The following is a 6,547-nucleotide window of genomic DNA, read 5'->3' as shown; positions in this document are numbered from 1 at the left end:
GTGGTGGCCTGTGCCCAGCGGTGGTGCTGGTGCATCTGCTCCTCGCTGCGCTTGTCGAAGGCGGTCGATTCATCTTCCAGCTTCTTGGCCGCCGTCATGATCTCGGCCTTCTCGGTCTTGTAGCGCTTGATCTCCTCGGTGTAGAACGCGCGCCGGCCCTCGGGCGCCAGTTCGACCGCCAGCTCGGCCAGGTTCTGCTTGCTGCTCTTGGCCTGGTAGTAGTTCCACTGGTTCGACGCCTCGGTCTTCTTGATCGCCGCGTCGTTCTTGTAGAGCCCCGCGTTGGCCTGCGTCGCGCCGCCCATGTACGAGAAGATCGCACCGAGCGTCGCGAGGATCGCGGTGATCACCGCCAGCTGGCCGGCGTGGCCGTCGGGGTTGTGCTGGGCCGCATGCTCCAGTTCGTGGTCGTGCGGGCCGTGGACGTGGAAACCGTGTTCGGACATGTCATCCTCCTCGTGTCGTCAAAGTTGCGGTTGTTTGCGTGAGTACGTGACCCAGCGGTAGCGGATGCCATCCGGGCTGGTCTGGAAGTCGCCGGGGTCCGCGTCGAACTGCGCGCGGTCCCAGTCGGGGAAGAACGTGTCGGCGTCGAACTCGGCATCGAGCTCGGTCAGCACCAGCTCGTCGACCAGCGGCAGCGCCTCGCGGTAGATCTGGGCGCCGCCGATCACGAAGGCCTTCGGCACGTCGCCGGCCAGCGCGATCGCCTCGGCCAGCGAGCCGGCGCGCTCGGCGCCGGTGGCCTGCCAGCCTGGCTGGCGCGTGATCACGATGTTGCGGCGGCCCGGCAGCGGGCGGCCGATCGAATCCCAGGTCTTGCGGCCCATCAGCACCGGCGCGCCGAGCGTGGTGCGCTTGAAGAACTTCAGGTCCTCGGAGATGTGGCAGAGCAGGGCGTTGCCCTTGCCGATCGCGCCGTGCCGGGCGACGGCGGCGATCAGGCTGATCAGTGGTCGGGAGCGTGTCATGGGCACGATTGTCGCCGCGCGCCGCACCGGGTTTCGTGTCAGGCCGGCATCGCGGCGTCCCGTCCATTCGTCAGGTGCTGCTGCATCAGCAGCTGCACCTTGGTGCCGTCGCGCGCCTTCAGCGCGGCCATGATCCTGCGGTGCTCCTTCAGCGACGCATCGAGCCGCCCCTGCTTGAACAGCGAGTKGTGCCGGTTCAGCTTCATCACCTTGCGCAGGTCGGTGACCAGCTGGTGGCGCCAGCGGTTGTCGGCGATCTCCAGCAGCCGCATGTGGAACTGCTCGTTGGCGCGGAAGAACGCATCGCGGTCGGCCACGCTGTCTTCCAACGCCTGGTGCAGCGCCTGCAACTCGGCCAGCTGCGCGTCGGTGGCCCGCGTGGCGGCCGCCGCAGCGGCATCGCTCTCGAGCAGCGCCAGCAGGTGGAAGACCTCGGCCAGGTCGCGCTCGGACACCTCGGTGACGTAGGCGCCGCGGCGCAGCTTCATCGTCACCAGCCCTTCGGCGGCCAGCACCTTCAGCGCCTCGCGCAGCGGGGTGCGGCTGATGCCGTACTCGGCGGTCAGGGCTTGCTCGTCGATCCAGCTGCCGGGCGCCAGCGTGTGGGCCATGATGCGCGCACGCAGCCGCTCGGCGACCTGCACGTAGAGCGCCTGGGTGGCCGGCAGCCGGGCGGCGGCCGGCGATTTACCAGCGGGGACGGTGGAAACCTTGGACATATAATTCAATTTTGAATTATGGATGACGCCTGCCGGGTCGTCCAGCGGAGCGGGCTCATGTCGGACCAGAAAAAAACGGATGACAAGGATGCGTTGCTGACTTCCGAGGCGCTGCCCGCATGGCAGAAGGCCGCCGCGAAATCCGCGCCCGGCGGGCGTGTCGACGCGCTCGACTGGGTGACGCCCGAGGGCATCCGCGTGAAGCCGCTGTACACCGCGGCCGACACCCGCGGCCTGCCGTACACCGACACGCTGCCCGGCTTCGCGCCGTTCGTGCGCGGCCCGCAGGCGACGATGTACGCGGTGCGGCCGTGGACCATCCGCCAGTACGCCGGCTTCTCCACCGCCGAAGCCTCGAACGCGTTCTACCGCAAGGCGCTCGATGCCGGCGCGCAGGGTGTCAGCGTCGCGTTCGACCTGGCCACGCACCGCGGCTATGACAGCGACCACCCGCGCGTGACCGGCGACGTCGGCAAGGCGGGCGTCGCGATCGACAGCGTCGAGGACATGAAGATCCTGTTCGACGGCATCCCGCTCGACAAGGTGTCGGTGTCGATGACGATGAACGGCGCGGTGCTGCCGGTACTGGCCGGCTACGTGGTGGCGGCCGAGGAGCAGGGCGTGCCGCAGGACCAGCTGAGCGGKACCATCCAGAACGACATCCTCAAGGAGTTCATGGTCCGCAACACCTACATCTTCCCGCCCGAGCCGAGCATGCGGGTGATCGGCGACATCATCGCGTACACCGCGAAGCAGATGCCGAAGTTCAACTCGATCAGCATCAGCGGCTACCACATGCAGGAAGCGGGCGCGAACCAGGCGCTGGAGCTCGCCTTCACGCTGGCCGACGGCAAGGAGTACGTGAAGACGGCGCTGGCCAAGGGGCTGGACGTCGACGAGTTCGCCGGGCGGCTCAGCTTCTTCTGGGCGGTCGGGATGAACTTCTACCTGGAAGTCGCGAAGATGCGCGCCGCGCGGCTGCTGTGGTGGCGGATCATGAGCGGCTTCGGCGCGAAGAACCCGAAGAGCCTGATGCTGCGCACGCACTGCCAGACCTCGGGCTGGAGCCTGACCGAGCAGGACCCGTACAACAACGTGGTGCGCACGACGGTCGAGGCGATGGCGGCGGTGTTCGGCGGCACGCAGAGCCTGCACACCAACGCGCTCGATGAAGCCATCGCGCTGCCCACCGATTTCAGCGCCCGCATCGCGCGCAACACGCAGCTGATCATCCAGGAAGAGACGCACATCACCAGCGTGGTCGACCCGTGGGCCGGCAGCTACATGATGGAGAAGCTGACGCAGGACATGGCCGATGCGGCCTGGGCGCTGATCGAGGAAGTGGACGCGATGGGCGGCATGGTGAAGGCCGTCGACAGCGGCTGGGCCAAGCTGAAGATCGAGGCGAGCGCGGCCGAGAAGCAGGCGCGCATCGATTCGGGCAAGGACGTGATCGTCGGCGTCAACAAGTACAAGCTGAAGCAGGAAGACCCGATCGACATCCTCGACATCGACAACCATGCGGTGCGCGAGAACCAGCTGAAGCGGCTGAAGCAGGTGCGCGCGGCGCGCGATGCGGCGGCGGTCGAGCGCACACTGGCGGCCCTGGTGGCCTGTGCGGCCGGCGGCGAGGGCAACCTGCTCGCGTTGACCATCGATGCGATCCGGGCCCGCGCGACGRTGGGCGAGGTGAGCGATGCGCTCGAGAAGGTGTGGGGGCGCCATCGCGCCGATACGCAAAAGGTGACCGGTGTGTATGCAGCCGCTTACGACAGTGCCGAAGGGTGGGCGAAGCTCCAGCAGGAGATCGCCGAGTTCGCGCAGGCGCAGGGCCGGCGCCCGCGCGTGATGATCGCCAAGCTCGGGCAGGACGGGCACGACCGTGGCGCGAAGGTGGTGGCGACGGCGTTCGCCGACCTGGGCTTCGACGTCGACATGGGGCCGCTGTTCCAGACCGCCGAGGAGTGCGCGCGCCAAGCGATCGAGAACGACGTGCATGCGGTGGGCGTGAGCACGCTGGCGGCGGGTCACAAGACGCTGGTGCCGGCGATCATCGCGTCGCTGAAGGCACAGGGTGCCGACGACATCATCGTGTTCGTCGGCGGCGTGATCCCGCGGCAGGACTACGACTTCCTGTACGAGGCCGGCGTGAAGGGCATCTACGGGCCGGGCACGCCGATCCCGGCGAGTGCGAAGGATGTGCTGGAGCAGATCCGCAAGGCTGTTGGATGACCCACCCCCGAAGCGCCTTCGGCGCCTCCCCCTCAAGGGGGCGSCGCMRGCGGYCCGGCAAAGCCGGTTCCGYGGCGGCCGCTCGGTCCTCGTTTCGGCATTCCATCGGCTTGTGATGAACGCCGGAGACGACGCGTTGTGTGAAGCCTTGGTTGGACGCGATCCGCAGGCACGGCGGCGCTCGCTCGCCAAGTCCATCACCCTGCTCGAATCCACCCGCCCCGACCACCGTCTGCGCGCCGACGCGCTGCTGAACGCCCTGCTGCCGCACACCGGCCGCGCGCTGCGCCTGGGCATCTCGGGCGTCCCCGGTGTCGGCAAGTCGACCTTCATCGAGGCCTTCGGCCTGCACCTGATCGCGCAGGGCCACCGCGTCGCGGTGCTGACGGTCGACCCGTCGTCCACCGTCTCCGGCGGCTCCATCCTCGGCGACAAGACGCGCATGGAGCAGTTGTCCGTCCACGACGCCGCCTACATCCGCCCGAGCCCGTCATCGGGCACGCTCGGCGGCGTGGCCGAGAAGACCCGCGAGGCGATGCTGGTCTGCGAGGCCGCCGGCCACGACGTGGTGCTGGTCGAGAYCGTCGGCGTCGGCCAGAGCGAGACCGCGGTCGCCAGCATGACCGACATGTTCGTGCTGCTGCAGCTGCCCAATGCCGGCGACGACCTGCAGGCCATCAAGAAAGGCGTGATGGAGCTCGCCGACCTCGTCGTCATCAACAAGGCCGATATCGATCCGGTGGCCGCGACCCGCGCCGAAGCCCAGATCACCAGCGCGCTGCGCGTCTTCAGTTTCCACGGCCGGCCCGACCAGGTTCCGCCCGCACGCGTGATGCAGATCAGCGCGCTCAAGTCGCAGGGCATCACCGAGTTCTGGCAGCGCGTTCGGCAGTTCGCCGACGAACGCCGCGCGAGCGGCGAGTTCGAACGCCGCCGCGAGCGCCAGGCCCAGGCCTGGATGTGGGACCTGATCCACGCGCGGCTGCACGCCGACTTCAAGCACCACCCCCGCGTGCACGCGGCGCTGGCCGGCATCACGCAGGACGTCGCCGCCGCGCGCGTCGCCCCGTCATCGGCCGCGCACACGCTGCTGCGCCTTTTCTTCTCGTCCCCGTCTTCCATCCCGGAGTGAGCTGACATGCACGACATCCTCGAACAACTCGAAGCCAAGCGCGCGCTCGCCCGCCTGGGCGGCGGCGAGAAACGCATCGCCGCCCAGCACGGCAAGGGCAAGCTGACGGCCCGCGAACGCATCGAACTGCTGCTCGACGAAGGCACCTTCGAAGAATGGGACATGTTCGTCGAGCACCGCTGCCACGACTTCGGCATGGCCGACAACAAGGTGCCCGGCGACGGCGTCGTCACCGGCTACGGCATGATCAACGGCCGCCTGGTGTTCGTGTTCAGCCAGGACTTCACGGTGTTCGGCGGCGCGCTCAGCGAAGCGCATGCCGAGAAGATCTGCAAGGTGATGGACCAGGCGATGAAGGTCGGCGCGCCGGTGATCGGGCTCAACGACTCCGGCGGCGCGCGCATCCAGGAAGGCGTCGCCTCGCTCGGCGGTTATGCCGAGGTGTTCCAGCGCAACGTGATGGCCTCGGGCGTGGTGCCGCAGATCAGCATGATCATGGGCCCGTGCGCAGGCGGCGCGGTCTACTCGCCGGCGATGACCGATTTCATCTTCATGGTGAAGGACAGCTCGTACATGTTCGTCACCGGCCCCGAGGTCGTGAAGACCGTGACGCATGAAGAGGTGACCGCCGAGGAGCTGGGCGGCGCGGCCACCCACACCAGTCGCAGCGGCGTGGCCGACCTGGCGTTCGAGAACGACGTCGACGCCCTCGCGATGCTGCGCCGGCTCTACAACTACCTGCCGCTGAACAACCGCGAGAAGGCGCCGGTGCGGCCGAGCAACGATCCGGCCGAGCGCATCGACCTGTCGCTCGACACGCTGGTGCCCGACAACCCGAACAAGCCCTACGACATGAAGGAGCTGATCGTGAAGACCGCCGACGACGGCGACTTCTTCGAGCTGCAGCCCGAGTACGCGAAGAACATCATCATCGGCTTCTGCCGCATGGAGGGGCAGACGGTGGGCGTCGTCGCGAACCAGCCGCTGGTGCTGGCCGGATGCCTGGACATCAAGAGCAGCATCAAGGCGGCGCGCTTCGTGCGCTTCTGCGATGCGTTCAACATCCCGGTGGTGACCTTCGTCGACGTGCCGGGCTTCATGCCGGGCACCAGCCAGGAGTACGGCGGCATCATCAAGCATGGTGCGAAGCTGCTGTATGCGTACGCCGAGTGCACGGTGCCGAAGATCACGGTGATCACGCGCAAGGCGTACGGCGGCGCCTACGACGTGATGAGCTCCAAGCACCTGCGCGGGGATGTGAACTTCGCGTGGCCGAACGCCGAGATCGCGGTGATGGGGGCGAAGGGCGCGGTCGAGATCATCTTCCGCGACGAGAAAGGCGATCCGGCCCGGCTCGCGGCGCGCGAGGCCGAATACAAGGCCAAGTTCGCGAACCCGTTCGTGGCCGGCGCGCGCGGCTTCATCGACGACGTGATCCAGCCGCACGAGACGCGGCGGCGCATCTGCCGATCGCTCGTGATGCTGCGCAACAA

At 67.9% G+C, this 6,547-nt stretch carries 6 protein-coding genes; 3 read left to right on the top strand and 3 right to left on the bottom strand.

What is annotated here, in order from left to right; all coding sequences use genetic code 11:
• From AC1D12_RS20895 to AC1D12_RS20885, 3 genes are all read right to left on the bottom strand, one after another.
• Positions 1–446: DUF4337 domain-containing protein (locus tag AC1D12_RS20895; protein WP_477842597.1), on the bottom strand; the 446-nt coding region annotated here is incomplete at its 3' end.
• Between the two features lie 18 nt (positions 447–464).
• Complete coding sequence (locus tag AC1D12_RS20890; RefSeq protein WP_477826573.1) at positions 465–971, bottom strand: dihydrofolate reductase; 507 nt, start codon at positions 969–971, stop codon at positions 465–467.
• A gap of 38 nt (positions 972–1,009) precedes the next feature.
• The gene (locus AC1D12_RS20885) at positions 1,010–1,690 is read right to left on the bottom strand and encodes a GntR family transcriptional regulator (protein ID WP_477842595.1); all 681 of its coding nucleotides are present in this window, start codon (positions 1,688–1,690) and stop codon (positions 1,010–1,012) included.
• Between the two features lie 57 nt (positions 1,691–1,747).
• On the opposite strand from AC1D12_RS20885, the gene scpA reads away from it, so the two are divergent.
• The 3 genes from scpA to AC1D12_RS20870 all read left to right on the top strand — a co-directional run.
• Complete coding sequence (gene scpA / locus AC1D12_RS20880; RefSeq protein WP_477842593.1) at positions 1,748–3,922, top strand: methylmalonyl-CoA mutase; 2,175 nt, start codon at positions 1,748–1,750, stop codon at positions 3,920–3,922.
• Between the two features lie 115 nt (positions 3,923–4,037).
• The gene (meaB, locus tag AC1D12_RS20875; RefSeq protein WP_477842591.1) at positions 4,038–5,054 is read left to right on the top strand and encodes a methylmalonyl Co-A mutase-associated GTPase MeaB; all 1,017 of its coding nucleotides are present in this window, start codon (positions 4,038–4,040) and stop codon (positions 5,052–5,054) included.
• A 6-nt stretch (positions 5,055–5,060) separates the two neighbouring features.
• Positions 5,061–6,547 (top strand): acyl-CoA carboxylase subunit beta (locus AC1D12_RS20870; protein ID WP_477842589.1); only part of this gene is annotated, 1,487 nt, incomplete at its 3' end.

The organism is Rhizobacter sp. P1_G5 (assembly GCF_056405435.1).
Note: the sequence above shows the minus strand (reverse complement) of the source record. Positions and strands in the feature narration are given on the sequence as shown.